Below are 24,248 nucleotides of genomic sequence, written 5' to 3'. Positions count from 1 at the left end.
TTATTCATAGATGCTATTTACCGGCACTCTGTTCAGCACACTGTTAAATGGAAAAAGCGACCAGCCAATATAATGTCATTATCTGGTCCCCGCGCGGTTAAAGACGTCATGCATTAACTTTCCTGCGTTGCGAATTTTCTATAACGGGGTATATCGCATTGAGTGCATTTTCAAGCACTTCACAGTAAGGTGCGCGGGCATCCAACTCAATTATTCGGGAACCGTTGTAATTTAGTTTTACCATGTTGGCGATTTTATCTTTCAGTTCTTCGTAGCTGTGATCGGGCTTGCGTGAAAATGCGGTATCCGCATCAATATCAAGGCGGATAATTAACTCCGGGCGGAACAGGGCCATTTGTTGATACAGGCGGCGCTCGCGTTCTGCCAGGCGGGTTAATAACCAGCCTTTAGCTCGCTCCGGCCCAATGCCCGGTCCGTCATAATAGAAACCGGATATTTCAGCCTGAGGGTAGCGATCACTAATCACCAGCACCCCACTTTGTGCAAGCCGCTGTACTTTTCTGAGGTTAGCGGCGCGCCACAAAGAAAAACCATACATAATCAGTGCGGCCCACAGTGGCGGAGCTTTATTGCTCATGCGCTGTGTTTTGTCTGACTTTGCTGCCAGACGACGTTCAAGCCAGGTACCAATCAGCGGCAGGCGTTTTATTTTGTCGCCATCTTCTCCGGAAATAAGGCCCAAATAACGCCTTTCAGTAACAACCTGCTTGTTAAGGTTTTTTACTAAATCGTTAGTGAGTGTCGATTTGCCTGTGCCATCGCTACCGACTACGGCAACCAGCCCGGAGATACAGGTAATGGGTGAGGTATTTTTGCTGTTTTCGTTATCTTTTTTCATGGGTGTCAATACAACATATTGGCTAAGTGATTACCGCTTTGTCGATGCGAGCGAAATCTGAATGGCCTGTAAAGATTCACTCAGTATTTTATTTGCTGGTTCGCGACCATTGAGGTCCAGAATTTGGGCACCATTAAATGTCAGGTCCGGAATAACCGCGATTTTTTCGCGCAAAGCGGAAAGCTTATGGTCAGGCTTGCGTGAGAAGGCTGTCTGTTCATCAATATCCAGTCGAATCAGCAATAACGGTGGGTAAGATGCCATCCATTGGTACAATTTTTGTTCATTATTACGTAACCAGCGTACCCACTGATTTCCTCCAACGGTTTTGGCTAACTGAGGACCATCGAAACGAAAACCAGCCACTTCTGCCTGGGGGTAACGGTCGGTGACCAGCAGTGTCCCCTGGCGGCTTTTTTTCAGCATGCGGCGAAATTTATATGCCCGCCAGCAGGAAAGCAGAAAAATAACCAGTGAAGTGGCATTACCCGGTGGTGTGGAAGGTTTTTCGTGAACAGTATCCGATTTCTTAAGTAAGTAACGCCCAAAGGGAGCACCTATAATAGGTAAACTACTTATCCACTCACCTATTCGCCCGGAAGACTGCCCCAGATAAAGCAACTCTGTAGGTTCTTGTTGTGAAAGATGGTGGACCAGGCTGGTAGCCAAAGTCGACTTCCCTGACCCATCACAGCCAGTAATTGCTATTACACGAACTGTTGGGTGAGGAGCGGCAGGGATTATCTTGTGACTCACAATAATAGATCCAACAATAAAAGGAATATTATATTGGTTTATATGCAGAGTGAAAAGAGAGTTTTGGGATAACCGCAATTTATGGATAATCTCAGAAATCTGATTAACATTTTATGCTATTTTTCTTATTCATTCGTGCTAATTACCATTTTTTTGTTGTATGGCACACATTCTATTTATTAAATGTTAATGAAATAACAAGTCTCAGCGACTTTTTCACTGAAAAATGGTACATTTCTCTGGTAACTAAAAAGAGTGAATTATTATGAATCAACCAAATTCTCCGCTCATTGCGATTATTGGCAGTGACGGTTCTGGCAAGTCTACGGTTAGTGAGCACCTTATTGTCTATGTGAAAAAATATGGTCCGGCCGTGAAAGTTCACCTGGGAAAGCAGGCAGGTAATGTAGGGCGCGCTGTTTCACAACTGCCACTAATTGGTAAGGTGTTTGGCAAGTCGATTGCCAGTAACACGAAGAAGATCAAATCAGCAAAAGCTGAGGTTAATTTGCTGCCAGCACTGGTAATTTATTCCTTTGTTTTACGCAGATTATGGCGTTTTCGGCGTATGCTGGCATTTCGCCGCCAGGGGTTGATTATCCTTGCTGACCGCTATCCGCAGGACCAGATCCCAGGAGCCTATGATGGCACTTCATTTCCGGTGGAAACCAAAGGCAGTCGTTTTGTTCAATGGCTGGCGGGCAAAGAAAGTAACGCATTTCACTGGATGGCAAGTTATAAGCCCGATTTAGTGATAAAACTCAATGTGGATTTGGATGTTGCTTGTGCCCGTAAACCCGATCATCGCAGAGAATCACTGGCGAAAAAAATTGCGATTACACCACAACTCACTTTTTCCGGGGCTGACATCGTGAATATTGATGCTAATAAACCGGTTGATCAAGTGATTGCTGCAGCCGAGGCGGCAATTGCGCAATTTATGCAAAGTCGTGGTTATTCGTGTTCAAAAAATATTGAACCTGCAACAATCAGGTAATTCTTCATCATTTTTATATGAAAATCACTGTTTCAATACCGATATTTTTCGTTATGGGGAGCTGGTGCTATGTTCGGCATTTTGCTCAGCACAGGGTAGTGATAAAATTAAATAAATACGCAGATGGCGTCGAAGAACATCAACACCGCTAATGATACTTAGTTTTACTTTACGCAGATTCCCTCTTCGCGGGTATTTGACTGTAATAAATGCTGCCCGGTTTTGGTAATCCATGGCAGCATTTATCTGCGTGCAGAAAAAACTATTTTTTCAGCTCTGCAAAAGCCTGAATAATCATGTCGATTTCATCATCACTGTGCGCCGCATTAACACTACAACGCAGCAATGTAATACCGGCAGGTGCCGCTGGTGGCAGAACCAGGTTGACATAAACACCATGGGCAATCAGATCACGCCAGAGTTGAAGGCCTGTTTCTTTTGAGCCAATTATAATTGGTACTACCGGGCTGATACGGGGGCCCAGTTCATAGCCCAGTTTAGCCAGACCATGGTACAGGCGGTGCGCATTGCGCCACAATTTTTCACGTAGCTCTGGGTGTTGTGCAATGCGTTTTAAGGAAGCGCGAACAGAAGCGATACTGGATGGCGAAGGCGATGCGGTAAATATATACGGGCGGCTACTGTAGCGCAAAACGTCCATTTCTTTGTTGCCTACGGCAAAACCACCAATGGAGGCCAGGCTTTTGCTGAATGTCCCCATGATGATATCCACGTCTTTTTCAACACCCAAATCTTCAGCCAGACCACGGCCGGTTGGGCCCATTACACCGAAAGAGTGAGCTTCATCGACTAACAGATAGCCGCCATAACGGCGTTTGAGTTCCGCAATTTCAGCCAGTGGGGCAACATCGCCCAGCATGCTGTAAATGCCTTCGACAATAATCAATGCTTCTTTGGCTCTGTCACCCAGGCGAACCATGCGGCGTTCCAGGTCTTTGGCATCATTATGGCGAAAACGAATGATTTCGGCACCGCCCAGTGCACAGGCATCATAAATGCTGGCATGGCTGTCGGCGTCGATTAATACGACTGAACCAGGACCTGCAAGTGTACTGATAACGCCCAGGTTCGCGGTATAACCTGTTGAGAACACGATAGCGGTGGGGCGGTCAAAAAATTCTGCCAGTTCATGTTCCAGTGTGAGATGTGAACCATAGCTACCGTTTGCCATCCGGGAACCTGTAGTGCCGGTACCCAGAGCGGCTAATGCTGCCTGGCCTTCGGCAATGGCTTGCTGGTCAAATGTCAGCCCAAGGTAATTATTCGTCCCCGCCAGAACAATTTTTTGGTTGCCAATACGGCCCTGAGTTGCCGAGTACACTTCATCAATACAGGTCCCGAACGGGTTCAGCCCTGAAGTCTGGAATTGCTCGCGGTCGTTAGCAAGGCGTGCAAACTTATCATAAAGTCCCATGAGCTTTCTCCAGATGAGGGATCAACGCATTCAGTAACTGCTCTGGTGTTCTGACATCCAACAAGATGTTGATAGGAATGGAAATATCAAATTCATCTTCCAGTTTCATTAACAGATCCAGCACACGAATGGATTCCAGACCAAGATCATTGACCAGGTCGCTATCCGGTTTAACTTCAGGTCCGTTTTCCAGCGTTTCTCTTAAGCAGGAAAGGATGTACTCCATAACAGCATCGCGATTCACCATAGAAATCTTGGCATACCTCTACTCGATAAAATTAAAATAACCCTTCACGCAGTGCGTCTTCCAAACTGATCTCAGGAAACCAGTTAATATCGCCAGATAAGCGTTCATTGCTTGCCGACCAGTTGGGATGCGTGAGCTCGCGTAGTTTGCTGTGTGTCAGCATCGGCTCTTTCCGGGCAAGGCGGTTGGCGAAGATACTGATATCTGCCAGGCGTTTAAGCAGGGGAAAAGGGATGGCAACCAGGCGCACATGGCCATGGCGCACCCGTGCACCAATTTCTTGTAAGCTCCGCCAGGTATAGCCACCGGCAAAACCATCACACAGCTCATAACAATCAGACTGCGGTTTATCCGCCAGTAACCACTGGCTTACAGCCCGTGCTAAATCACTCACATGAAGAAAAGACAGCGTTGAGTCTTCGCCTCCTAAGCGGGGAAGTAACCCACGTAATAACCAACTAAACAGTGGATTCAGTTCTTTATCACCCGGCCCGTAGACAGCTGTTGGGCGAAAAATGCCCAGCGACATATGTGCGGCGGCCATTGCGATTAAACGTTGCTCGGCAACGTATTTTGAATTCGCATACCAGGACAACTCGGGGTGGCGTGCGGCAAGCGAGGATAAAAATAAAAAGCGTTTACATCTGCCGGTTTGCCGGGCCAGCTGCATCAGACGCAGGCTGCCCGTCACATTGCAATGTGTAAACATCTCTTCTGTATGCCCGCGAACCAGGCCCGCACAGTGAACAACGTAATCTGCACCATTCAGTAATTCCGCGAGGGAATCGCGGTTATCCAGGTCACCGTGCACCCAGCTTAAGTTGGCTGCTGGCGGTTTACCTGCGGTCCGGGTAAGGGCACGCACGGTAAACCCTTGCGCCAGCAAGTTTTGGGTGATGTGGCGACCAATAAAACCGGTCGCGCCCGTCACCGCAACGGTGTGGATCATTGAGCAAAACCTGCTAATTGCAGTGACGCCGGAATAGCTTCTGTGAGATAGCGTTTCCTGGCTTCCGCACGGGCAGGCTTCCCGGAAGATGTTCGGGGAATGCTGTGCGGTGGCAGCAACACGATATTAACCGCGACGCCGAATTCACTCTGGATACGTGCCGTTAAAGCATGCACTATCTGCTGGCGACGTTCTTCTGAAGTCACCCGGCATTGCACCTGAAGAATAATTTTCTCACCATCACCATGCTCTTCACTGACAAAAGCAATGGAATCACCCGAACGGATTTCTGGTTCAGATTCGGCGACATATTCGATATCCTGCGGCCAGATATTACGGCCACGAATAATAATCAGGTCTTTCTTGCGCCCGGTGACATACAGGTAGCCATTCAGCAGGTAGCCCAAATCGCCAGTGTCCATCCACCCGGTAGACTGAATCTCTTCTTGTGAAGCGGCATCACGGAAATAGCCGTTCATCAGGCTTGGGCCGGAGATATAGATTTGCCCAACCTGGCGTTCTGGCAGCACCGCGCCCAGTTCATTGCGAATCTCAATATGGTGGCCGGGAAGCGCCTTGCCGCAATTGACAAAAGTGGATACTGCCCGGGTGTTTTTCCCCGGCGCAACAGCCTTGCCTTCATATTCGAGAATGTCACGGTCAACTTCGTTCACCTGTGCACCGCTGTCAGCTTCGGAAAAGCTTACTGCAAGGGTGTTTTCAGCAAGGCCATAGCAAGGCATAAATGCATCTTTATTAAAGTTAACCTGTCTGAAGTGTTCCCCAAACTGGCTCAGCAGTTCGGCCGGGATGGGCTCAGCTCCCACACCGGCGACACGCCAGCTGGAGAGATCCAGTTCAGCCAGTTCTTTTTCACTGGCCCGGCGCAGTGATAAGTCATAACCAAAGGGCGGCGCAACAGAGACTGTTCCGTGGTTTTTACTGATGAGTTTTAACCACTGTAGCGGGCGCATGGCGAAATCCTGGGTGCGCAAATAATCCACTGACAACTGAGTGGCAACTGGCGTCAGCATAAACCCGACCAGTCCCATATCGTGGTAGAAAGGCAGCCATGAGACACAGCGGTCACCGGCGCGTAATTTGATGCCATCGTGGCTGATAGCGTGCAGGTTAGACATCGCTGCACGGTGAGTAATAATCACCCCGCGCGGGAAGCGCGTACTGCCTGAGGTATATTGCAGGTAGGCAATATCATCCGGAGCAGGAAGGTGCAGTTCCATATCTTGCGCAGGGAGCGTATGGAAATCGTTGTCACTGAGAATATGCGCTTGCTGCGCATTGGCAGTGACTGAGCTAATCAGTGGAATCCACTCTTCACTGCTGATGATGGCAGCAGGGTTGCAGCTATGAATCAAACCCTGCAGTTTGGCAACGTATGAATCGCGTTGCCCTACGCCCATTGGAATAGCCAGAGGCACGGCGATTAAACCAGCATACTGGCAAGCGAAAAACGCCTCAACAAAGCCTGTGCTGGTTTCAGCAATGAGTGCGACACGGTCCCCTTTTCTCAGGTTAAGTGACAGCAGTCGGCGGGCCCCCAGCATTGCACGCTCTTTCAGAGTACGGTACTCCAGCACTGCCACAAGTTGGTTCCTGCGGTCGTAGAAGTTCATTCCGGTTTCTCCCTGAGCCGCGTAATCGAGCGCCTCAACGAGAGATGGAAAGTCAGCATATCGCATTGGAAGAGAATGAATAGAGCTTGTTTCAGACATAGACAAATTGGCCATAGATTCAAAATCACCAATAACAGCAGCTGGTGAAGGAGTTGAAGTTATTACTATGAAAACTTTTTGAAAATTTATTATTCAACCATTTCCATTCCATAAGTCGCATCTGCAGCCGCAAAATATCGCCATACCAGAATTAACTGATGATGAAACTTACAACTGACTTAATTGAGCGCATTATGTGGCGTAAGTAAGTTATAATCCCCTGGTAATCAGGAGCCGGCGGCCCTGTAATCGGCAATAGCAGCGCACCAATGATGAAGCAGTATTTACCAGCCAGGAGAAAATGAAGGCTGATTCAGAAAGTCTGGCATATTGCCCTCTTACTTAACATACAGTAAACATTATGCATCAAGTTTCATAAAAGTGAATAATTCATCTTATACCTAAAGAACCTGAAAGCATTAACTGCTAAAAAAAGCAGCTTTTGGATAAAATTTTCAAAAATAAAAAAATATTTTTTTGCGAAAAGTGCCATTAATTGAAATAAGAGCATTATTTGTTTAGTGAGTTGGGTGGCTTTTATGAAATTATTAATCAGATTGTCTTATTGCAAATAATTTCTGTGCTAAATTAATCGCATTCAATAATGCCAGCGAGAATGGCAACAGATAAACCTGATGTAACAGTTTGATTTTTTTGCTTTTTATTACTCTTATGTGAAATGTTTTTTGATTAACGCGTTGATTTATGGCACAAATAAAATTACTGTCATCAGTAATCTTTTTCCCAGAGTATAGCCTTTCTCTTGCAGTGTAGCGCGTTCACGACCAAATTGCCGATTTATTATGGTTGCTGCTATTTGGTGATATCAAATACCGTGCCAGATTGTCGCTATTTATTGACTGTAATGACATCAGTTGGTTGCTGTAATTAGCCCCAATCAGGCATTTTGATAGTGATTTTTTGAGTAGATTCTGAAAGTTAAGGTTGTTTATGATTCAAGTTGAAAAGGTTCAGGACAAGCATGCCCTGAAAGCATTTATACAGTTTCCTTGCTCCCTCTTTAGTGATGATCCTCATTGGATTGACCCTTTATTTGTTGAGCGTGAAGAACATCTTTCAGAGAAAAATCCGGGTACAGACCATATAACGTGGCAGGCATGGATTGCAAAGAAAGGCGAAACTGTTGTTGGACGTATTACAGCGCAAACAGACTCCCTGCACCGCGAGTTATATGGGGCCGATACTGGTCACTTCGGGATGATTGATGCTATTGATGACCCAGAAGTTTTTGACACACTTTTTGCAGCAGCTGAAACATGGCTGAAGTCACAAGGTGCGCAGAATATCACTGGGCCATTCAGCCTGAATATTAATCAGGAAAGTGGTTTATTGATTGATGGATTTGAGACCCCGCCATCGGCATTAATGCCTCATGGTAAACCTTATTATGCCAGCCACCTGGAGCGTCTTGGTTATTCTCAAGGTATAGATTTGCTGGCATACTGGATGAAGCGTATTGACCTTTTCTTTTCACCTTCATTAACCCGGCTGATGGATCAGGTACGTAAAAAAGTCACTTTGCGTGCGCTCAATCGTAAAAAATTCGCGGAAGAAATGCAGGTATTGCGCGAAATATTTAACTCTGGCTGGCAGAATAATTGGGGTTTTGTTCCCTTCACTGAGCGTGAATTTGCCACTATGGGAGACCAGCTTAAATATCTGGTGCCAGATGACATGATTCATATTGCTGAAGTGGATTCCGTGCCTTGTGCTTTCATTGTGGGGTTACCCAATATCAATGAAGCGATTTCTGGTTTACACGGGCGCTTATTACCCTTTGGTTGGGCAAAACTGTTATGGCGCCTGAAAGTCAGTGGTGTGCGTACTGCCCGAGTTCCATTAATGGGTGTTCGCCAGGAATACCAGTTTAGCCGCATTGGGCCTATTATTGCCCTGTTGCTTATTGAAGCGCTGCGTGACCCTTTTGCTAAGCGAAATATCGATGCATTAGAAATGTCCTGGATACTGGAGTCCAATACAGGTATGCGCACGATTCTGGAGAGAATTGGCGCAGAACCATATAAACGTTACCGGTTATATGAGAAAAAACTCCAGGCAGAATAACCAAAACAGACCAGTCTGGCAGGCTAATATAGTGCTGAACAAGAATGTTCAGCTGGTATTTGTTGACCATCATGCCTTAGGTTGTTGTTATCCGCACCACACCAGCAAACAGGATAGGGGCCGTTAATAATCCCAAGAGGAAACTCTATTTATACCACCTCTGTTTGTAGTGTTAGCCGAGTAAACAGTGTTAGCTGAGTAAATACCCATGCCTATTCCTAAAAAAACCGGCCTCAGTCGCCTGACCAGCAGTATTAACCATTCGTGGGCTGGTATTGTTAATGCCATTTTTACCGAGGATGCGTTCCGGCAGCTTGTGGTTATTAATATTATGTTACTCATAATTACATTCTGTCTTGATATTACGAAAACAGAACGTGTGTTATTAATCATGTGCAGTTTCATGACGCTGGCTGTTGAATTAATTAACACTGCTATTGAAACGGTAGTGGACCGTATTTCGCTGGAAATACATCCACTATCGAAGCGAGCAAAAGATTTAGGCGGTTCTGCGCAATTGGTTACCATTGTGATGACGGTCATCATTTGGTTGGTGGTGTTGTTTTAGCCGGAAGGCGCTTGCACCTGCATCCACGGAGCACACCCTTTACAGGCCAGCTAAACATCTTTGATTCGTGCAAGGCAAATACAGGTGGTCACACACATCGCCAGTGCCAGCCAGAAACCCGCATGATAGCTCCAAATCTCAGCAATAATCCCCGCAAAAGAGCCTGAAATTATCCAGCCGACGCGTGTGGTATTGGTGTAGAGCGTAGTGGCGGCTCCTGCCTGGCCTGGCATCAGATCCTGGAAATAGATCATACCAATGCCTGCGAGGATCCCAATATAAATGGCATTGAGTAACTGAAGAGCCAGTAAAGCCCAGGGATGGGAGACTGCCAGCATACCTGTATAAAAGGCAAGCCCGGCGACAACAGCAATACGCATCAAAAAACGTTTACCCATGCGCCTGGCATAATAACCGGCAATCAACATCGTCGGGATTTCCAGCCCTGCCGCAGTGCCCATCATAAATCCGGCCAGTTTCTCCGACAGGTGTAATTCATCGACAATAAACAGCGGCATATTGATGATATACAGGCTGTTCGTGCCCCACATTAACGTGCAGGCAATAAACAACAGCAAGGTATCACGCCGGTTACATCGTGGTGCCTGCAGAGGTGCACTGGCGGCATGGCGTGGAGCCTGCTTTTGCATTGAAGGCAAAAAGCCCCATACCATTAAACCACACACGACAAAGGCAACGGCTGCACACAGGTACATGACATCAAACCCGAACCCAACAGATAACGCATAAGCAACAGGGGGGCCAATCACCCAGGCCAGCGAAACCTGAGCCCGCAGTACTGAACTGAACATCACGGCTTCCCGGCCCGTTTTATCGGCATGTTCGCGAGCGAGTGCGAACATTTGCGGGTTGGCAGTAGAACCGAAACTGCTCAGAAATACCCCTACAAACAGCAAAATAAAATAATTCCGGTTCCAGGCAAATAACAGGCACGCCAGTACCCCCAGCGCACAACAGAAAATAATCAAATTCTTCCGGTCGCCACGCCTGTCTGAACGGCCTGCCAGAAACTGGCTTACCAAAATACCAATTACGGCGCTGCCAGTGAAAAAGAACCCCACCATCACCGGGCGGGCATGCACTTCGTTGGTTAAAAACAGGCTCAGCGTAGGCGTTTGCAGCGCACCGGCAATGCCCGTCAGAAACGCGACAATCAAGAATGCGCTGTTAGTAAAATCGAACGTGCGACGTGGTGTCGTAGCGGGTTGGTTGTACATGGGTATCACAGGTATTGATGGAGAAGAAACCCGCGGAGTTTACGCGCCTTTTACCCAAATAGACAGCCATAGCGCTACCAATACCAAAAATAATGTAAAACCAGCATGTTACGTTGGAGAAACAACAGGATCCGGCGTTCCCGTGAGCCATTGCTGAAGTCAGAGCTGAACAATTGAGGAGGAATTGTGATGTGTTCAGCAACTTCCCGATGCTAATTGCTGAAATGTGCGGAACCTCTAATTTTAAACATCAGATTTTGCCGAAAACTTGCTTAAGGCGTTCAGTAGTATCAGACTCCTTGAAACGTTTCAGCGCTGACCTTTGGACTTAATCCAAATGTTGCAGCGCGATTCTTCAAGTAAGAGCTGAAACGATTCACTTTCAGCGGGAGAAATTATTCATGTTTCAACTATCTGTCCACGATATTCACCCCGGTGCGGCAGCCGCAAATAAAGAAGAGGCTATTCGCCTTGTTGCTGGTGCACTGGTTCAGGCTGGTAATGTTGCTGATGGCTACCTCAAAGGTATGCTGGCGCGTGAACAACAAACGTCCACGTTCTTAGGTAACGGTATCGCTATTCCTCACGGGACAACGGATACCCGTGATCAGGTACTGAAAACCGGTGTTCAGGTTTTTCAGTTTCCGGAAGGGATTCGTTGGGGAGACGACCAGGTTGCGTATGTGGCAATTGGTATTGCAGCCAGTTCAGATGAACATCTCGGTTTGCTACGCCAACTGACTCATGTGCTGAGCGACGACAGTGTTGCTGAACAACTCAAAAATGCCAAAACGGCCGAAGCGTTGCGGGCGATTTTGATGGGCGAAACCCAGGCCGCAGACTTGAAACTGGATAACGACACCCTGTCGTTGGATGTGAATGCAACAGATTTGGTGACTCTGCAGGCATTGAATGCTGGCCGCCTGAAAGCTGCTGGTGCCGCAGATGCCAGCTTTGTGGCCCAGGCTGTTGCCGGTAAACCCCTCTATTTAGGGCAAGGCATTTGGCTGAACGATAGCACAGATGGCAACCTTTCAAGCGCCGTTGCCATTGCTCGCCCGGCTCAGAGCGTTGAAGAAGATGGCCTGCCAGTGGGCTTATTGCTGACCGTAGCCGTTGCAGATGATCAGCCACTGCAGGTGCTGAACCGCCTGAGTGACTTGCTTATCAACCAGAAGGCTGAGAGCCTGGTAAAAGCAGATGCTGCGACATTGCTGGCCGTACTGACCAGTGATGCGGCATTACCGGAAGATGTACTCAGTGCTGAATTTGTGGTGCGAAATGAACATGGTCTGCATGCCCGCCCGGGTACAGTGCTGGTAAACACCATCAAACAGTTTACCAGTGACATTACAGTCACCAACCTTGATGGCTCAGGAAAGCCAGCCAATGGTCGCAGCCTGATGAAAGTGGTTGCCTTGGGTGTTAAACAAGGGCATCGCCTGCGTTTCACTGCTCAGGGTGATGACGCCGAACAGGCTCTGGCAGCGGTTGGTGAAGCTATTGCTGCAGGTCTTGGGGAGGGCGCAGCATGAGCAGACGTGTCGCCACTATTACTCTCAACCCGGCTTATGACCTGGTAGGTTACTGCGCAGATATCGAGCGCGGCGAAGTTAACCTCGTGCGTACGACTGGTTTGCACGCTGCGGGTAAAGGCATCAACGTCGCAAAAGTGCTCAAAGACCTCGGGATCGACGTGACTGTCGGGGGGTTTCTCGGCAAAGAAAACCAGGACGGATTTCAACAGTTATTCAGTGAGCTCGGTATTGCTAACCGTTTTCAGGTAGTGAATGGCCGTACACGCATTAACGTAAAACTGACAGAAAAAGACGGTGAAGTGACTGATTTAAACTTCTCCGGCTTTGAAGTGACACCAGCAGACTGGGAGCGTTTCGTGAGCGACTCCCTGAGCTGGCTTGGGCAGTTCGATATGGTGTGTGTCAGTGGCAGCCTGCCAGCAGGTGTCAGCCCGGAAGCCTTTACGGACTGGATGACCCGCCTGCGTAGTGAATGTCCGTGCATTATTTTCGACAGTAGTCGTGAAGCATTAAATGCCGGGCTGAAAGCAGCGCCATGGTTGGTTAAACCTAACCGCCGTGAGTTGGAGATTTGGGCGGGGCATTCGTTACCCACCCTTAAGGATGTGATTGAAGCTGCACATGCCTTGCGTGAACAGGGTATCGCTCATGTGGTGATTTCTCTGGGAGCAGAAGGCGCGTTGTGGGTTAACGCATCCGGCGAATGGATCGCCAAACCGCCTGCCTGTGAAGTTGTCAGCACAGTTGGCGCGGGGGATTCAATGGTCGGTGGGCTGATTTATGGCCTGCTGATGCGTGAGTCCAGTGAACACACATTACGCCTGGCGACAGCGGTGGCTGCACTGGCTGTGAGCCAGAGTAATGTGGGTATTACCGATCGTACCCAGTTGGCCGCGATGATGGCGCGAGTCGACCTTAAACCCGTAAATTAACAGCAGGAGAGGCACATAATGAAAACGCTGCTGATTATCGACCCAGGCTTAGGCCAGGCCCGTTGCTACCTCGCGAAGACCCTGGTGGCTGCCGCAGCAAAAAAAGCAAATTTGGAGATTATTGATAATCCCAATGAAGCGGAAATGGCTGTGGTAGTTGGTACTGAGATTAAGCCCGACACAGCGCTGAACGGAAAAAAAGTCTTTTTAGGCAATATTGACCGTGCAGTACAGCACCCCGAGTTGTTCCTGAACGAAGCAAAGGAAAAAGCAGTTGTTTACACTGCGCCTGCAGTGGCTGCAGCAACACCGGTAGCCGGTGGTGTTAAACGCGTGGTGGCGGTAACCGCCTGCCCGACGGGTGTGGCTCACACCTTTATGGCGGCTGAAGCCATTGAAACCGAAGCGAAAAAACGTGGCTGGTGGGTTAAAGTTGAAACCCGTGGTTCCGTTGGTGCCGGTAATGCTATTACACCAGAAGAAGTGGCTCAGGCTGACCTGGTGATAGTGGCTGCCGATATCGAAGTGGATCTGGCGAAGTTCGCTGGCAAACCGATGTACCGGACATCCACTGGTCTGGCACTCAAGAAAACGGCATCAGAGCTGGATAAAGCAGTAAACGAAGCCACACCTTACCAACCTTCAGGTTCCCTGGCAGCATCGGAAACCGGAGCGAAGAAAGAGTCTGGTGGGCCATATCGCCACCTGCTGACTGGCGTATCTTACATGCTGCCGATGGTAGTGGCCGGTGGGTTGCTTATCGCTCTGTCTTTTGTGTTTGGTATTCAGGCATTTAAAGAGGAAGGCACTCTGGCTGCGGCACTGATGAAAATTGGTGGTGGTTCAGCCTTCGCGTTGATGGTGCCTGTTCTGGCCGGGTACATCGCGTTCTCCATTGCTGATCGTCCTGGCCTGACGCCTGGCCTTATCGGCGGTATGCTGGCTGTCAGCGGGGGTTCTGGCTTTATTGGCGGGATCATTGCAGGCTTCCTGGCCGGTTATGTGGCAAAAGCAATCAGCACGAAAGTGAAATTGCCACCGAGCATGGAAGCCCTGAAGCCAATCCTGATCATTCCGTTGTTTTCCAGCCTGATTGTTGGTCTGGCGATGATTTATATCATCGGTACGCCGGTGGCACACCTGCTGGACGGGCTGACTCACTGGCTGAAAACTATGGGTACCGCTAATGCAATTCTGTTAGGGGCTATCCTGGGCGGCATGATGTGTACCGATATGGGTGGGCCGGTTAACAAAGCGGCTTATGCATTCGGCGTAGGCCTGCTCAGTACCCAAACCTATGGTCCGATGGCTGCAATTATGGCTGCGGGTATGGTTCCGCCGCTGGCAATGGGCCTGGCTACCCTGGTTGCGCGCAATAAATTCGATAAAGCGCAGCAGGAAGGTGGTAAAGCAGCATTGATACTTGGCCTGTGCTTTATCAGTGAAGGTGCTATCCCGTTCGCTGCCCGTGATCCTATCCGTGTCATCCCTTGCTGTATCGCTGGCGGTGCGCTGACGGGTGCTATCTCAATGGCGATTGGTGCACAGCTGATGGCTCCGCATGGTGGTTTGTTCGTACTGCTGATTCCAGGGGCGATTACACCGGTTCTGGGTTACCTGATGTCGATTATTGCCGGTACGTTGCTGACTGGTCTGGTTTACGCAGTTATTAAACGCCCTGAAAGTGAGCTGGTAAAAACAGCGGCCTGATGACAGTTAATGCAACATGACCGGCGCCACACCAGGATAATTCGGTCAGTTTGTATTGAGAATAACAGCCCCGACAACATCTGTTGCCGGGGCTTTTTGCCTTTACGGGCACACGTAAGGGCAGTTTATTTGAGAGGACTACCAGGTGTTTTACGCCTGGTCAGTATGTGAAATAGTATGATTTTTTGATTTTACATTATAAATTAGTGAGTTAATGGTTTTCTTTGATGGGCGTGGCAGTCTGTTTAATAAGGCAGGAAGTGCCTGGGAAAAGGCGTCGACCCTGCCGCCGGGGCCGGGCCGGAGAGTGGATCATTTATGCCGCATTAGCCGAATGCTGTTGTGCTTTTAACCAGGCTATCTCTTCCGCCCAAATATCCGGGTTCACCGTTTCAAGGATTAACGGGATATTATCGAAACGAGGGTCGCGCATGATCCAGCTAAAAGCCGTATGCCCGATGTTGCCTTCACCCAGACTGTGGTGGCGGTCCACCCGGCTGCCAAACTCACTTTTCGCATCATTCAGGTGCATACCGCGTAAATACTGGAAGCCAACAATGCGTTCAAAGTCTTCAAAGGTTTTCTGGCAGGCTTCTTCACTGCGCAGGTCATAGCCCGCAGCAAAAGCATGGCAGGTATCAATACAGACACCCACACGGGATTTGTCTTCAACGCCATCAATGATGGCAGCCAGGTGCTCGAAACGAAATCCGAGGTTACTGCCCTGGCCCGCTGTATTTTCGATAACCGCGGTAACGCCTGTGGTGACATCCAGCGCCCGATTGATTGATTCTGCAATACGCGCAAGACAGTCGTCTTCAGAAATTTGCAACAGGTGGCTGCCGGGGTGGAAGTTAAGTAATGTCAGCCCCAGTTGTTCACAGCGTTGCAGCTCATCAACAAAGGCATTACGGGATTTTTCCAGAGCTTCTTCAACCGGGTGCCCCAGGTTAATCAGGTAACTGTCGTGAGGCAGAATTTGCCCTGGGGTAAAGTGGTATTCTTCACAGGCAGTTTTGAAATTATCGATGGATTCCGTGCTTAATGGTGCGGCACGCCACTGGCGCTGGTTTTTGGTAAACAAGGCAAAAGCGGTGGCATCGAGTTCGCTGGCTCTGACAACCGCATTTTCCACACCACCTGACGCGCTGACATGCGCTCCCACATATTTCATCATGACTTTCCTGGTTAACCCACTATTAACAAGCGTTCTATCATAGCGGGTTAACCCAGAGATTGCAGGTCCTGTCTCAGAGCAGGTGGTGAACCGCTACGTTAATCAGTCCGCCGCCAACAATCAGCCAGCCAAACAATACCAGCGCCATTAACAGTGGGCGTACACCCGCTTTTTTCAGTGCGCTGACATGTGTTGTCAGCCCCAGAGCCGCCATTGCCATGGCTAACAGGACAGTATCAAGCGTTACCAGTGATTTAACCACTACAGCAGGCAGCAGGTGAAAGCTGTTAAAAATCGCCACCAGGATAAAAATAATCGCGAACCACGGAATGGTGATTTTGCCATGGGCTTCACCCGCCGGTGCCAGTTGCTTAACCCTGGAGGCCAGCAGTAACAGGAAAGGAGCCAGCAGCATTACGCGAATCATTTTGGTAATGACCGCCGCATTTTCAGTTACCGGGCTGACACCATGACCAGCGGCAACAACTTGTGCCACTTCATGTACCGTTGAGCCAATATAGATCCCAAAAGTACTTTCGTTGAACACATGCTGTAGTAGCGGATAAAGCATCGGGTAGATAAAAATTGCCAGGGTACCAAAGATAACCACCGTAGCGACTGCCACCGTGACTTTGCTGGCCTCGGCTTTGACTACCGGTTCCGTGGCTAATACTGCCGCCGCGCCACAAATGCTGCTTCCGGCACCGATTAACCAGGAGGTGTGCTTATCCAGACCAAAGACACGCTGACCAAGCCAACAGGCCATCAAGAAAGTACTGCTCAGTGTCAGAATATCAATAATGATCCCACTGGCACCGACATCGGCTATTTGGGTGAATGTCAGGCGGAAACCATACAAAATTATTCCCAGGCGTAACAGGTGTTGTTTGGCAAACAGTACGCCACCATCGCAGGGCCTGCTAAGAGAAGGGTAGAGTGTGTTGCCAATGACCATGCCCACCAGAATAGCCAGCGTGAGTGCGCTCAGGCCCGCACCAGCAACACGCGGAAAACTGCCTGCCCACAGAGCAAATCCTGTAATAACCCCGGTCAGTAACAGGCCGGGAATGAAGTGCGTTACGCCGTGCTTTTTACGCTGGCTGATAGTTAGTGTGCTCATGTCACCCCCTTAGTTTCGATGTAGCGATCCTACGGGTGGCTGGCTTAAAAATAAAATTGATTATATATTTATAAATAATCGAAATAACTGGTAGATTACGGTGGGTGAGACACAACATGCATATCACATTGCGGCAGCTGGAAGTGTTTGCGGAAGTATTGAAAAGTGGTTCCACAACACAGGCTTCACAAATGCTGGCGTTATCGCAATCGGCCGTAAGTGCCGCGTTGACTGACCTGGAAGGGCAACTGGGCGTAAAACTGTTTGACCGCGTGGGTAAACGGCTGGTGGTTAATGAACATGGGCGCCTGTTGTTCCCACGCGTGGTGTCACTGCTGGATCAGGCCCGCGATGTGGAACAATTGTTTCAGGAAGATAAAGGCGCCATCCGGGTTTATGCCAGTAGCACCATAGGTAATTATATTTTGCCGCAGGTGATTGCCCATTACCGCAAAGACCACCCAAACCTGCCATTGGAAATGAGTGTGGGTAATAGTCAGGACGTCATTAACGCTATTGCCGATTTTCGTGTCGATATCGGCCTGATTGAAGGGCCGTGCCATAGCCCGGACATTGTGGCGGAACCCTGGATTGAAGACGAACTGGTTGTCTTTGCTGCCCCACAATCTCCGTTGTGCCAGGGGCCGGTTACCCTGGAAATGCTGTCCGCTGCCCCGTGGATCCTGCGTGAAAAAGGGTCCGGCACCAGGGAGATTGTGGATTATTTGCTGCTGGCTCATTTACCGCAATTCAACCTTGAAATGGAGCTTGGCAATTCCGAAGCAATTAAACACGCGGTACGCCACGGTCTGGGGATTAGTTGTCTGTCCCGGCGGGTGATTGCTGAACAGCTGGAAAACCGCACTCTGGCGCGGGTTGCCGTCCCGTTACCTCCCCTTATCAGAACACTGTGGCGTATCCATCACCGGCAAAAGCACTTATCCAGTGCACTGAGCCGTTTTTTGGCCTATTGCGAAAAATAGTTGCGCCAAAATGGTGCAATGGCGCTGTTATGGTGAGTGATTGTGATGCAGTGCAACTTTGTTAACTTCCTAAATCCCCTGTTTACTGTAGTGCATGCCGCAAAAAAGCGGCTTTTTTTTATTTCTGCTGCGTTGGCACATTAGTTGCAAATCACAATCTCAAGAATCTTTTGTTTCATATCCTTTGAATGAGGTGAGTGATGTTGCGGAAAAAATGGCTGTTGTCCCTCGCTGGGGCGGTACTGTTAGTGGTGCAGGCAGGTCAGGCAATGGCTGACCAATTACAGGACATCGAAAAACGCGGCGTGTTACGTGTTGCAGTTCCCCAGGATTTTCCTCCTTTTGGCTCAGTCGGTACTGATCTGCAACCGGAAGGTTACGATATCGATATGGCGCAGTATCTGGCTACAGCGATGAAACTGAAACTGAAGCTGGTGCCGGTAACCAGTGCCAACCGTGTGCCTTATCTGCAAACCGATAAAGTGGATTTAGTGATTTCCAGCCTGGGGAAAAATGCAGAACGCGAAAAAGTGATCGACTTCAGCAAAGCTTATGCACCTTTCTTCCTTGGCGTATTTGGCCCGAAAGACACCACGCTGCCGGATGCTGCCGCACTGAGCGGTAAAAGTGTGGGCGTAACCCGTGGTGCTGTTGAAGATATGGTGCTCAGTGACGTTGCACCGAAAGACGCACAGGTGAAACGTTACGAAGACAACAACACGACTATTTCAGCATGGTTATCCGGCCAGGTGCAGTATCTGGCAACCGGCAATGTTGTGGTAGCAGCCATCGCCCGTAAGGATCCGGGACATGCGCCAGTGGCGAAGTTTATGCTGAAAGACTCACCGTGCTATATCGGCATGAAAAAAGAAGAACCGGCACTCAAAGACAAAGTTAACAGCCTGATTGACCAGGCCCGCAAAGACGGCACGCTGAACAAATTGTCAGAAAAATGGATGAAAGCGCCGTTACCGGCGAACCTGGGTGCCTGAGGAGTTAACGAATGACAACGCAGCTTGATTTTGCCGCCCTGTTGCCATTCTGGCCAGCCTTACTGGCTGGCCTGTGGACCACCATAGTACTGACGTTTTGGGCAACATTAGGCGGGATTGCGGTCGGGGTAACCGGCGCGGCGCTGCGCAGTGGGAAAGCCAGTGTTCTGAGCCACATCTGGGGCGGATATGTGGAATTGATCCGTAATACGCCCTTTGTAGTGCAACTGTTTTTCATTGTATTTGGTTTGCCGAGTTTGGGGTTACGTTTGAATGCCGGGCAGGCGGCGTTGATAGCCATGATAGTTAACCTTGGGGCCTACAGTACGGAAATTATCCGGGCAGGTATTCAGGTTACCCCGAAAGGGCAGTGGGAAGCCGCGCGTGTACTGGGGCTGAGCCGTGGGCAAACATTCTTACGCGTGATTTTACCGCCATCGCTCAAGCGGGTTTTTCCGGCTCTGGTCAGCCAGTGCGTTATTGTGATGCTCGGTTCCTCCGTGGTATCGCAAGTGTCTTATGAAGAACTGACTTTCCAGGCCAACCTGATTCAGTCACGTACATTTTTAAGTTTTGAAGTTTATGTAGTAACCACGATCCTTTACCTGTTGCTGTCACTGGCAATGCGCCAGGTATTGTTGGTTGCCGGGCGAAAATGGTTGGGGAGTGACGGCCTGTGACAAATTTCACTGACTGGGATATTGTCCGCAACCTGCTGCTGGCAGCGCGCTGGACCATCATGCTTTCACTGATAGCTTTTGTATGCGGCACACTGGTTACGCTGCCTTTGTTACTGGTACGTATGGGCCGCTGGGTGTGGCCGAAACGCCTGGTAACCGGCTATGTCGCGTTGTTTCAGGGCACTCCATTGTTGATGCAGTTGTTTCTGGCTTTCTTTGGGCTGGGGCTGTTCGGCATTGATGTCAGTGCCTGGACTGCGGCAACACTGGCGTTAACGCTGTTTACCAGCGCGTATTTGCTGGATATTTGGTACGGGAGTATTCGTTCTTTGCCCAAAGGGCAGTGGGAAGCAAGCCGTTGCCTGGGGCTCAGTTTTGGTCAAACATTGTGGCGAGTGGTAACCCCTCAGGCTGTACGTATCGCCATTGCGCCAACTGTGGGGTTCTCGGTACAGGTCATTAAAGGTACTGCACTGGCTTCAATTATTGGCTTCGTTGAACTGACGAAAGCCGGCACCATTCTTAATAATGCGACATTCGCCCCTTTTAAAGTGTTTGGGCTGGTGGCTCTGGGGTATTTCCTGCTGTGCTACCCGTTGTCGCGTTACAGTCGTTATCTGGAGAAAAAATTCCATGCCGCTCATCACCATTAATGATGTTCAGAAATACTATGGCGACAACCATGTGCTCAAAGGCGTTAGCCTGGACATTGAAATGGGCGAGGTTGTTTCCATCATTGGCCGCAGTGGCTCGGGGAAAAGCACGTTACTGCGTTGTATGAACGGGCTGGAAGGTTACCAGGATGGCAGCATTAAGCTGGGAGGAATGACCATCACTGACCGTGAATCTCAGGCGCGAGAAATCAGCCGCTCTGTAGGAATGGTGTTTCAGAGTTTTAATCTGTTTCCCCATATGACGGCGCTGGAGAACGTGATGCTGGCTCCGCGGCGGGTGCTGAAAAAATCTGCTGCAGAATGCCGTGAGCTGGGCATCGAAATGCTCAATAAAGTGGGGCTGGGTGAACGCATAGATTACCTGCCAGCGAATTTGTCTGGTGGGCAGCAACAGCGTGTGGCAATTGCCCGTGCACTGGCAATGAACCCGAAAGTATTACTGTGTGATGAAATTACCTCCGCACTTGACCCGGAACTGGTTGGTGAAGTGCTTAAAGTACTGGAACAACTGGCGGCCGAAGGTATGACGTTGATTCTGGTCACTCATGAAATGAATTTTGCGCGTGAAGTGGGGGATCGGGTGGTGTTTATGCACCAGGGTAAGGTGTGGGAACAAGGTGACAGTAAGACATTTTTCGCCCAGCCTGAAACACCAGAGTTACAGCAGTTTATCGCTTCGGTACGTGGATTGAACTAATTTTATACTGTTTGTTTACATATTAGTCACGCCAGAGACCTTTATATCTTCGCCTTTGCTAATAATCCGGCATGGATTATGAAGGTCTCTTATAACCGCTATTTTGTCCCGCTTCCTGGTCTGTTGGTCTGCTACAATCGCGCCTCATTTTTTAGACAGGCAACATTTTTTTATGGTTTCCGAAGTAAACACAACACAAGCGCCTGAACTACGACGCGAATTAAAGGCGCGCCACCTGACGATGATCGCGATTGGCGGTTCGATTGGTACCGGGTTATTTGTTGCTTCTGGTGCAACGATTTCCCAGGCCGGTCCGGGGGGAGCATTACTTTCCTACGCACTGATTGGCTTGATGGTCTACTTCCTGATGACCAGCCTTGGGGAACTGGCCGCCTTCATGCCAGTTTCCGGTTCGTTTGCAACCTACGGCCAAAACTATGTTGAAGAAGGCTTTGGTTTTGCCCTGGGGTGGAACTATTGGTACAACTGGGCGGTGACTATCGCTGTTGACTTGGTGGCTTCGCAGTTAGTCATGAGCTACTGGTTCCCGGGAACGCCTGGTTGGATCTGGAGTGCGCTGTTCCTGGGGATTATGTTCCTGCTCAACTTCATTTCGGTAAAAGGCTTTGGTGAAGCAGAATACTGGTTCTCGTTAATTAAGGTCGCAACGGTCATTGTGTTTATCGTTGTCGGTGTTTTGATGATTATTGGTATTTTCAAAGGCTCCACGCCTGTTGGTTGGGCTAACTGGTCTGTTGGCGATGCGCCTTTTGCGGGTGGTTTCTCGGCAATGATTGGTGTGGCTATGATTGTCGGGTTCTCTTTCCAGGGCACTGAGCTTATCGGTATCGCTGCCGGTGAATCTGAAGACCCGGCGAAAAATATCCCGCGTGCAGTGCGACAGGTGTTCTGGCGTATTCTGTTGTTCTATATTCTGGCTATTCTGATTATCAGCCTGATAATCCCTTATACCGACCCGAGCCTGCTGCGTAATGATGTCACGGATATCAGCGTGAGCCCGTTTACCCTGGTTTTCCAGCATGCCGGTTTGTTGTCCGCAGCGGCGGTAATGAACGCAGTGATTCTGACTGCGGTACTGTCGGCGGGGAATTCCGGTATGTACGCTTCCACACGTATGCTTTACACCCTGGCCTGTGACGGTAAAGCACCACGCATTTTTGCGCGCCTGTCTAAAGGTGGTGTACCTCGCTATGCGCTGGTGGCAACGACTGTGGTTGCCGGGTTGTGCTTCCTGACCTCTAAGTTCGGTAACCAGACTGTGTATCTCTGGTTGCTGAACACCTCCGGGATGACGGGGTTTATCGCCTGGCTGGGGATTGCCATCAGTCACTACCGTTTCCGCCGTGGTTATGTGCATCAGGGCCATAGCCTGAGTGACTTGCCATACCTCTCTGGTTTTTTCCCATTGGGGCCTATCTTTGCGTTTGTGCTGTGCCTGATTATTACACTTGGTCAGAATTACCAGGCATTTTTAGCTGACAAAATTGACTGGATGAGTGTTGCTGCCACCTATATTGGTATTCCGTTGTTCCTGGTGATTTGGTTGGGTTACAAGTTGGTGAAAGGGACGCGGTTTGTGAAGTATGGGGAGATGGTGTTTCCGGATACGGTTAAGAAGTGATGGTTTGTTTGTGGTTGTTCTGGTCACCTTAAGTGTAGTTGTTTCCGTTCACCTGGACTGGTGTGAAGGTTCCGTTCACCTGAAGTGATACGCTCAATGTGGCTGCGCAGCCAGTGAACGTGTTAAGGGGCTCGCCCCTTAACAATCCGGTTTTTCACGGGCAACCGGTGCTGCGCACTGCGTTCACCTCCGGGCAGTCAGCCTGCGGCCGGCTCGACTCGGCATCCATGCCTCGTTTCGCCTTATTCCGCCGTCCGGGCGGAATAACCTTGTCTTCCTTTCTCCGGTTCACCGGTCTTACGCGAGCAGGCCCTCGCTGCAAGTGGCTATTTTTTTGTGTGGTTCGGTGTGGCTGTATGTTCTGTGTCTGGTATGTCTTTTTGATGTTTTTGCTGAGATATGACAGGCGGGTGTGTGGGTGTGGCCTCTAAATCGTTGAGGCGTGCCTGGCGGGCCGGGGCTGCCTGCAGGACGCAGGCAGAGCGACGGGAGGCAGGAAGCCGACCCGGAGCGGTACCCGAACAGGCCGCCGGGGTAAGCCGAATGTCCGCGAAGCGGCGATTTTGCCGGCCACAAAAGGGGGTGCAGGGGGCCAGTGCCCCCTGCGGGCGCCGGGCGAAGTGGGTGAGAGAAAGCAGTGCATCTGACACGGCGCGCAATTTGCGCAGTACTGGCAGATTACTGTTACTGCGGTGACTGTTCCGTTCACTTGCAGTGTGGTTGTTTCCATTCACCTGGACTGATGTGAAAGTTCCGTTCACCTGAAGTGAGGTGACTAATGTGGCTACACAGCCAGTGAACGGGCTAAGGGGGCTCGCCCCCTTTGCAATCCCCGTTTTCGCTGGCGACCGGTGCTGCGCACTGCGTTCACCTCCGGGCAGTCAGCCTGCGGCCGGCTCGACTCGGCATCCATGCCTCGTTTCGCCTTATTCCGCCGTCCGGGCGGAATAACCTTGTCTTCCTTTCTGCGGTTCACCGGTCTTACGCGACACAACCCTCGCTGCAAGTAGCGGGGTTTTTTTGTGTTGTCTGGTGTGGTTGTGGGATTTGTGCCTGGTATGTCTTTGTGTGTTTTTGCTGCGGCTTCTGGCTTACAAACAGGTGGGTTTGGGTGGCCTCTAAATCGTTGAGGCGTGCCTGGCGGGCCGTGCCCCCTGCGGGCGCCGGGTGATGGTGGTGAGAGAAAACAGTGTGGCTGGCACGGTGCGCAATTTGCTCTGTGCTGGCAGAGGGGGC

At 49.8% G+C, this 24,248-nt stretch carries 21 protein-coding genes; 12 read left to right on the top strand and 9 right to left on the bottom strand.

Features of this window, described 5'->3' with window-relative positions:
• Positions 1–106: 106 nt before the first annotated feature.
• Positions 107–859, bottom strand: a complete 753-nt coding sequence (locus A9B99_RS04725) for a nucleoside/nucleotide kinase family protein (protein ID WP_064595071.1) — start codon at positions 857–859, stop codon at positions 107–109.
• Positions 860–889: 30 nt separating this feature from the next.
• A complete protein-coding gene (locus A9B99_RS04720; protein ID WP_369938154.1) occupies positions 890–1,600 on the bottom strand; it encodes a dTMP kinase in 711 nt (236 codons plus the stop codon).
• A gap of 280 nt (positions 1,601–1,880) precedes the next feature.
• Between A9B99_RS04720 and A9B99_RS04715 the strand changes: the two genes are divergently transcribed.
• A complete protein-coding gene (locus A9B99_RS04715; RefSeq protein ID WP_064595069.1) occupies positions 1,881–2,612 on the top strand; it encodes a nucleoside/nucleotide kinase family protein in 732 nt (243 codons plus the stop codon).
• A 262-nt stretch (positions 2,613–2,874) separates the two neighbouring features.
• On the opposite strand, the gene spt is transcribed toward A9B99_RS04715, so the two are convergent.
• From spt to A9B99_RS04695, 4 genes are read right to left on the bottom strand one after another with little or no spacing between them, the layout of a single operon-like run.
• Positions 2,875–4,047 (bottom strand): serine palmitoyltransferase, encoded by a 1,173-nt coding sequence (gene spt / locus A9B99_RS04710; RefSeq protein WP_064595068.1) that lies wholly within the window; start codon positions 4,045–4,047, stop codon positions 2,875–2,877.
• Positions 4,034–4,294 carry an acyl carrier protein gene (locus A9B99_RS04705; protein WP_036111580.1) on the bottom strand — a complete coding sequence of 87 codons (261 nt, stop codon included), beginning with the start codon at positions 4,292–4,294 and terminating at the stop codon, positions 4,034–4,036. The genes spt and A9B99_RS04705 overlap by 14 nt, the downstream gene beginning before the upstream one ends.
• A 31-nt stretch (positions 4,295–4,325) precedes the next feature.
• The gene (locus tag A9B99_RS04700; RefSeq protein ID WP_064595066.1) at positions 4,326–5,243 is read right to left on the bottom strand and encodes an NAD-dependent epimerase/dehydratase family protein; all 918 of its coding nucleotides are present in this window, start codon (positions 5,241–5,243) and stop codon (positions 4,326–4,328) included.
• Positions 5,240–6,976, bottom strand: coding sequence for a fatty acyl-AMP ligase (locus A9B99_RS04695; RefSeq protein ID WP_197499250.1), 1,737 nt, complete (start codon positions 6,974–6,976; stop codon positions 5,240–5,242). Before A9B99_RS04695 ends, A9B99_RS04700 begins: the two co-directional genes overlap by 4 nt.
• 951 nt (positions 6,977–7,927) lie before the next feature.
• Between A9B99_RS04695 and A9B99_RS04690 the strand changes: the two genes are divergently transcribed.
• Both A9B99_RS04690 and A9B99_RS04685 read left to right on the top strand, forming a co-directional pair.
• A complete protein-coding gene (locus tag A9B99_RS04690) occupies positions 7,928–9,061 on the top strand; it encodes a hypothetical protein (RefSeq protein ID WP_064595062.1) in 1,134 nt (377 codons plus the stop codon).
• Between the two features lie 208 nt (positions 9,062–9,269).
• The gene (locus A9B99_RS04685) at positions 9,270–9,629 is read left to right on the top strand and encodes a diacylglycerol kinase (RefSeq protein ID WP_064595060.1); all 360 of its coding nucleotides are present in this window, start codon (positions 9,270–9,272) and stop codon (positions 9,627–9,629) included.
• A 50-nt stretch (positions 9,630–9,679) separates the two neighbouring features.
• Here the strand turns inward: A9B99_RS04685 and setB are convergent, their stop codons facing one another.
• Positions 9,680–10,867, bottom strand: coding sequence for a sugar efflux transporter SetB (setB, locus tag A9B99_RS04680; RefSeq protein WP_064595058.1), 1,188 nt, complete (start codon positions 10,865–10,867; stop codon positions 9,680–9,682).
• Positions 10,868–11,268: 401 nt separating this feature from the next.
• Here setB and fruB point away from each other — a divergent pair, with 401 nt between their 5' ends.
• The 3 genes from fruB to fruA are packed head-to-tail and all read left to right on the top strand — an operon-like array spanning position 11,269 to position 15,047.
• Positions 11,269–12,402 (top strand): fused PTS fructose transporter subunit IIA/HPr protein, encoded by a 1,134-nt coding sequence (fruB, locus tag A9B99_RS04675; protein ID WP_064595056.1) that lies wholly within the window; start codon positions 11,269–11,271, stop codon positions 12,400–12,402.
• Entirely contained in the window at positions 12,399–13,337 is a 939-nt protein-coding gene (fruK, locus tag A9B99_RS04670) for a 1-phosphofructokinase (RefSeq protein ID WP_064595054.1), read from the top strand. The genes fruB and fruK overlap by 4 nt, the downstream gene beginning before the upstream one ends.
• A gap of 18 nt (positions 13,338–13,355) precedes the next feature.
• Positions 13,356–15,047 carry a PTS fructose transporter subunit IIBC gene (gene fruA, locus A9B99_RS04665; RefSeq protein WP_064595052.1) on the top strand — a complete coding sequence of 564 codons (1,692 nt, stop codon included), beginning with the start codon at positions 13,356–13,358 and terminating at the stop codon, positions 15,045–15,047.
• Between the two features lie 316 nt (positions 15,048–15,363).
• On the opposite strand, the gene nfo is transcribed toward fruA, so the two are convergent.
• Together nfo and A9B99_RS04655 are read right to left on the bottom strand one after the other, a co-directional pair.
• Positions 15,364–16,221, bottom strand: coding sequence for a deoxyribonuclease IV (nfo, locus tag A9B99_RS04660; RefSeq protein ID WP_064595050.1), 858 nt, complete (start codon positions 16,219–16,221; stop codon positions 15,364–15,366).
• Positions 16,222–16,297: 76 nt separating this feature from the next.
• On the bottom strand, positions 16,298–17,344 hold the full coding sequence (locus tag A9B99_RS04655) for a YeiH family putative sulfate export transporter (RefSeq protein WP_064595049.1): 1,047 nt from the start codon (positions 17,342–17,344) through the stop codon (positions 16,298–16,300).
• Between the two features lie 116 nt (positions 17,345–17,460).
• On the opposite strand from A9B99_RS04655, the gene yieE reads away from it, so the two are divergent.
• The 6 genes from yieE to A9B99_RS04625 all read left to right on the top strand — a co-directional run bounded on the left by yieE (position 17,461) and on the right by A9B99_RS04625 (position 23,012).
• On the top strand, positions 17,461–18,327 hold the full coding sequence (gene yieE, locus A9B99_RS04650) for a DNA-binding transcriptional regulator YeiE (protein WP_064595048.1): 867 nt from the start codon (positions 17,461–17,463) through the stop codon (positions 18,325–18,327).
• A gap of 200 nt (positions 18,328–18,527) precedes the next feature.
• Positions 18,528–19,319 carry a transporter substrate-binding domain-containing protein gene (locus tag A9B99_RS04645; RefSeq protein WP_064595046.1) on the top strand — a complete coding sequence of 264 codons (792 nt, stop codon included), beginning with the start codon at positions 18,528–18,530 and terminating at the stop codon, positions 19,317–19,319.
• Between the two features lie 11 nt (positions 19,320–19,330).
• On the top strand, positions 19,331–19,999 hold the full coding sequence (locus A9B99_RS04640) for an amino acid ABC transporter permease (RefSeq protein WP_064595044.1): 669 nt from the start codon (positions 19,331–19,333) through the stop codon (positions 19,997–19,999).
• On the top strand, positions 19,996–20,652 hold the full coding sequence (locus tag A9B99_RS04635; RefSeq protein ID WP_036111636.1) for an amino acid ABC transporter permease: 657 nt from the start codon (positions 19,996–19,998) through the stop codon (positions 20,650–20,652). The genes A9B99_RS04640 and A9B99_RS04635 overlap by 4 nt, the downstream gene beginning before the upstream one ends.
• Complete coding sequence (locus tag A9B99_RS04630; RefSeq protein ID WP_036111638.1) at positions 20,633–21,370, top strand: amino acid ABC transporter ATP-binding protein; 738 nt, start codon at positions 20,633–20,635, stop codon at positions 21,368–21,370. The genes A9B99_RS04635 and A9B99_RS04630 overlap by 20 nt, the downstream gene beginning before the upstream one ends.
• 172 nt (positions 21,371–21,542) lie before the next feature.
• Complete coding sequence (locus A9B99_RS04625; RefSeq protein ID WP_064595042.1) at positions 21,543–23,012, top strand: amino acid permease; 1,470 nt, start codon at positions 21,543–21,545, stop codon at positions 23,010–23,012.
• The last annotated feature ends 1,236 nt before the right edge of the window (positions 23,013–24,248 follow it).

It is taken from the genome of Mangrovibacter phragmitis, assembly GCF_001655675.1.
Classification (GTDB): domain Bacteria; phylum Pseudomonadota; class Gammaproteobacteria; order Enterobacterales; family Enterobacteriaceae; genus Mangrovibacter; species Mangrovibacter phragmitis.
Note: the sequence above shows the minus strand (reverse complement) of the source record. Positions and strands in the feature narration are given on the sequence as shown.

What these genes read in the sequence shown, in the direction of transcription:
- A9B99_RS04725 (WP_064595071.1), bottom strand. Translation starts at nt 859, where the DNA reads ATGAAAAAAGATAACGAAAACAGCAAAAATACCTCACCCATTACCTGT.
- A9B99_RS04715 (WP_064595069.1), top strand. Translation starts at nt 1,881, where the DNA reads ATGAATCAACCAAATTCTCCGCTCATTGCGATTATTGGCAGTGACGGT.
- spt (WP_064595068.1), bottom strand. Translation starts at nt 4,047, where the DNA reads ATGGGACTTTATGATAAGTTTGCACGCCTTGCTAACGACCGCGAGCAA.
- A9B99_RS04705 (WP_036111580.1), bottom strand. Translation starts at nt 4,294, where the DNA reads ATGGTGAATCGCGATGCTGTTATGGAGTACATCCTTTCCTGCTTAAGA.
- A9B99_RS04700 (WP_064595066.1), bottom strand. Translation starts at nt 5,243, where the DNA reads ATGATCCACACCGTTGCGGTGACGGGCGCGACCGGTTTTATTGGTCGC.
- A9B99_RS04695 (WP_197499250.1), bottom strand. Translation starts at nt 6,976, where the DNA reads ATGTCTGAAACAAGCTCTATTCATTCTCTTCCAATGCGATATGCTGAC.
- A9B99_RS04690 (WP_064595062.1), top strand. Translation starts at nt 7,928, where the DNA reads ATGATTCAAGTTGAAAAGGTTCAGGACAAGCATGCCCTGAAAGCATTT.
- A9B99_RS04685 (WP_064595060.1), top strand. Translation starts at nt 9,270, where the DNA reads ATGCCTATTCCTAAAAAAACCGGCCTCAGTCGCCTGACCAGCAGTATT.
- setB (WP_064595058.1), bottom strand. Translation starts at nt 10,867, where the DNA reads ATGTACAACCAACCCGCTACGACACCACGTCGCACGTTCGATTTTACT.
- fruB (WP_064595056.1), top strand. Translation starts at nt 11,269, where the DNA reads ATGTTTCAACTATCTGTCCACGATATTCACCCCGGTGCGGCAGCCGCA.
- fruK (WP_064595054.1), top strand. Translation starts at nt 12,399, where the DNA reads ATGAGCAGACGTGTCGCCACTATTACTCTCAACCCGGCTTATGACCTG.
- fruA (WP_064595052.1), top strand. Translation starts at nt 13,356, where the DNA reads ATGAAAACGCTGCTGATTATCGACCCAGGCTTAGGCCAGGCCCGTTGC.
- nfo (WP_064595050.1), bottom strand. Translation starts at nt 16,221, where the DNA reads ATGAAATATGTGGGAGCGCATGTCAGCGCGTCAGGTGGTGTGGAAAAT.
- A9B99_RS04655 (WP_064595049.1), bottom strand. Translation starts at nt 17,344, where the DNA reads ATGAGCACACTAACTATCAGCCAGCGTAAAAAGCACGGCGTAACGCAC.
- yieE (WP_064595048.1), top strand. Translation starts at nt 17,461, where the DNA reads ATGCATATCACATTGCGGCAGCTGGAAGTGTTTGCGGAAGTATTGAAA.
- A9B99_RS04645 (WP_064595046.1), top strand. Translation starts at nt 18,528, where the DNA reads ATGTTGCGGAAAAAATGGCTGTTGTCCCTCGCTGGGGCGGTACTGTTA.
- A9B99_RS04640 (WP_064595044.1), top strand. Translation starts at nt 19,331, where the DNA reads ATGACAACGCAGCTTGATTTTGCCGCCCTGTTGCCATTCTGGCCAGCC.
- A9B99_RS04630 (WP_036111638.1), top strand. Translation starts at nt 20,633, where the DNA reads ATGCCGCTCATCACCATTAATGATGTTCAGAAATACTATGGCGACAAC.
- A9B99_RS04625 (WP_064595042.1), top strand. Translation starts at nt 21,543, where the DNA reads ATGGTTTCCGAAGTAAACACAACACAAGCGCCTGAACTACGACGCGAA.